The sequence below is a fragment of the Nocardioides ginkgobilobae genome, assembly GCF_054781275.1.
The window spans coordinates 1-3,510 of sequence record NZ_BAAGUS010000039.1 but is presented as its reverse complement, the minus strand read 5'-3'; the positions used below and the strand labels follow the sequence as shown (position 1 = coordinate 3,510).

At 56.0% G+C, this 3,510-nt stretch carries 2 rRNA genes; both read left to right on the top strand.

From position 1 onward, the window contains the following. The first annotated feature begins 98 nt into the window (after nt 1–98). A 23S ribosomal RNA gene (locus tag ACYVID_RS18020) occupies nt 99–3,210 on the top strand. A 179-nt stretch (nt 3,211–3,389) separates the two neighbouring features. After that, nucleotides 3,390–3,506: ribosomal RNA gene (rrf, locus tag ACYVID_RS18015) — 5S ribosomal RNA — on the top strand. Nucleotides 3,507–3,510: the final 4 nt, after the last annotated feature.

The window sequence follows — 3,510 nt, the reverse complement described above, 5'->3', positions numbered from 1 at the left end:
CAGTGCATGCGTGCTGAAGTGTGGCGTGTGTGGGTGTGTGGTGTTCTTGGTCTTTGTTTTGTTTCTTTTGTAGTTGTGTTTCTTGTTGAGTGTTTGTGAGACAAGCTATGAAGGGCACATGGTGGATGCCTTGGCATCAAGAGCCGATGAAGGACGTAGGAGCCTGCGATAAGCCCTGGGGAGTTGGCAACCAAGCTGTGATCCGGGGGTGTCCGAATGGGGGAACCCAGCACGAGTCATGTCGTGTTACCTGCACCTGAATATATAGGGTGTGTGGAGGGAACTCGGGGAAGTGAAACATCTCAGTACCCGAAGGAAGAGAAAACAACAGTGATTCCGAGAGTAGTGGCGAGCGAAATCGGATGAGGCTAAACCATGCACATGTGATACCCGGCAGGGGTTGTGTGTGTGGGGTTGTGGGACCGCGTGGCATGTTCTGCCGAGCGTGCGCACAGTAAGAAAATCCATGCGAAGTAGAAGTCCGTTGGAAAGCGGCGCCGTAGAGGGTGATAGCCCCGTATGTGTAAGTGTGGGTCTGTGTCGCGGTATCCCAAGTAACACGGAACCCCTGAAATTCCGTGTGAATCTGGCGGGACCACCCGTTAAGCCTAAATACTCCTTGATGACCGATAGCGGACAAGTACCGTGAGGGAAAGGTGAAAAGTACCCCTGGCGGGGAGTGAAATAGTACCTGAAACCGTGTGCCTACAATCCGTCGGAGCCCAGCCGCCCTTGTGGTGTGGGGGTGACGGCGTGCCTTTTGAAGAATGAGCCTGCGAGTTTGCGTTGTGTGGCGAGGTTAACCCGTGTGGGGCAGCCGTAGCGAAAGCGAGTCCGAATAGGGCGGTTTTAGTCGCACGATCAAGACCCGAAGCGAAGTGATCTATCCATGGGCAGGTTGAAGCGCGGGTAAGACCGCGTGGAGGACCGAACCCACTTAGGTTGAAAACTGAGGGGATGACCTGTGGATAGGGGTGAAAGGCCAATCAAACTTCGTGATAGCTGGTTCTCCCCGAAATGCATTTAGGTGCAGCGTTGCGTGTTTCTTGCCGGAGGTAGAGCACTGGATAGCCGATGGGCCCTACCAGGTTACTGACGTTAGCCAAACTCCGAATGCCGGTAAGTGAGAGCGCAGCAGTGAGACTGCGGGGGATAAGCTCCGTAGTCGAGAGGGAAACAGCCCAGACCATCAGCTAAGGCCCCTAAGCGGTGACTAAGTGGAAAAGGATGTGGAGTCGCATTGACAACCAGGAGGTTGGCTTGGAAGCAGCCACCCTTGAAAGAGTGCGTAATAGCTCACTGGTCAAGTGATTCCGCGCCGACAATGTAGCGGGGCTCAAGTCATCCGCCGAAGCTATGGCATTCGTGTATCAACCACCAACGTGGGCACGGATGGGTAGGGGAGCGTCGTGTTCCGAGTGAAGCGGCAGAGTGATCTAGTCGTGGATGGGACACGAGTGAGAATGCAGGCATGAGTAGCGAATGACGTGTGAGAAACACGTCCGCCGAATGATCAAGGGTTCCAGGGTCAAGCTAATCTGCCCTGGGTAAGTCGGGACCTAAGGCGAGGCCGACAGGCGTAGTCGATGGACAACGGGTTGATATTCCCGTACCGGCAAAGTAGCGCCCATGACGAACCTGGTGATGCTAACCGTCCGAAGCATCAGATGACCGATCCCTTCGGGGTGAGGCGCTGGTGTGGAGCACGGGACCCGAGCTGGTAGTAGTCAAGCGATGGGGTGACGCAGGAAGGTAGCCCAACCGCAGCGATGGTTGTCTGCGGCTAAGCGTGTAGGGAGTCAGATAGGCAAATCCGTCTGGCACATGTCCTGAGACGTGATGGGGACCCCGTATGGGGGAAGTGGGTGATCCTATGCTGTCGAGAAAAACCTCTAGCGAGCTACGCGCCGCCCGTACCCCAAACCGACTCAGGTGATCAGGTAGAGAATACCAAGGCGATCGAGCGAACCACGGTTAAGGAACTCGGCAAAATGCCCCCGTAACTTCGGGAGAAGGGGGGCCCGATCCGTGAACCCACTTGCTGGGGGAAGCGGAGGAGGCCGCAGAGACCAGGGGAAAGCGACTGTTTACTAAAAACACAGGTCCGTGCGAAGTTGTAAGACGATGTATACGGACTGACTCCTGCCCGGTGCTGGAAGGTTAAGAGGACCTGTTAGAACTTCGGTTCGAAGCGGAGAATTTAAGCCCCAGTAAACGGCGGTGGTAACTATAACCATCCTAAGGTAGCGAAATTCCTTGTCGGGTAAGTTCCGACCTGCACGAATGGAGTAACGACTTTCCCACTGTCTCAACCGTGGACTCGGCGAAATTGCACTACGAGTAAAGATGCTCGTTACGCGCGGCAGGACGGAAAGACCCCGGGACCTTTACTATAGTTTGGTATTGGTGTTTGGTTCGGCTTGTGTAGGATAGGTGGGAGACTGTGAAGCGGCCACGCCAGTGGTTGTGGAGTCGTCGTTGAAATACCACTCTGGTCGTACTAGATGTCTAACCTAGGTCCGTTATCCGGATCAGGGACAGTGCCTGATGGGTAGTTTAACTGGGGCGGTTGCCTCCTAAAATGTAACGGAGGCGCTCAAAGGTTCCCTCAGCCTGGTTGGCAATCAGGTGGCGAGTGTAAGTGCACAAGGGAGCTTGACTGTGAGACAGACATGTCGAGCAGGGACGAAAGTCGGAACTAGTGATCCGGCCACGGCATGTGGAAGCGTGGTCGCTCAACGGATAAAAGGTACCCCGGGGATAACAGGCTGATCTTCCCCAAGAGTCCATATCGACGGGATGGTTTGGCACCTCGATGTCGGCTCGTCGCATCCTGGGGCTGGAGTAGGTCCCAAGGGTTGGGCTGTTCGCCCATTAAAGCGGCACGCGAGCTGGGTTTAGAACGTCGTGAGACAGTTCGGTCCCTATCCGCCGCGCGCGCAGGAAACTTGAGAAAGGCTGTCCCTAGTACGAGAGGACCGGGATGGACGAACCTCTGGTGTGCCAGTTGTCCCGCCAGGGGCACGGCTGGTTGGCTACGTTCGGAAGTGATAACCGCTGAATGCATCTAAGCGGGAAGCACGTTTCAAGATGAGGTTTCCCACCGGGTCAACCGGGTAAGGCCCCCAGCAGAACACTGGGTTGATAGGCCGGAGGTGTACAGCAGTGATGCCTAGCCGACCGGTACTAATAGGCCGAGGGCTTGTCCCACAACCACTCAACAAGCAACACAAAGCACGTGTGTGCTCGACGACTGGTTCGACAAGAAGATCCCGCAGCGCACAAGAAACAACATTGTTCGCGTCCACGAACACAAACCACTTGAGTTTGGCCACCCCCACCCCCCACGCACGCGTGTGTGGGCTGGTGCCGGGGTGAGTCGCAAGAGTTACGGCGGCCATAGCGAGAGGGAAACACCCGGTCCCATCCCGAACCCGGAAGTTAAGCCTCTCAGCGCCGATGGTACTGCGATCGCGAGGTCGTGGGAGAGTAGGACGCCGCCGGACATAC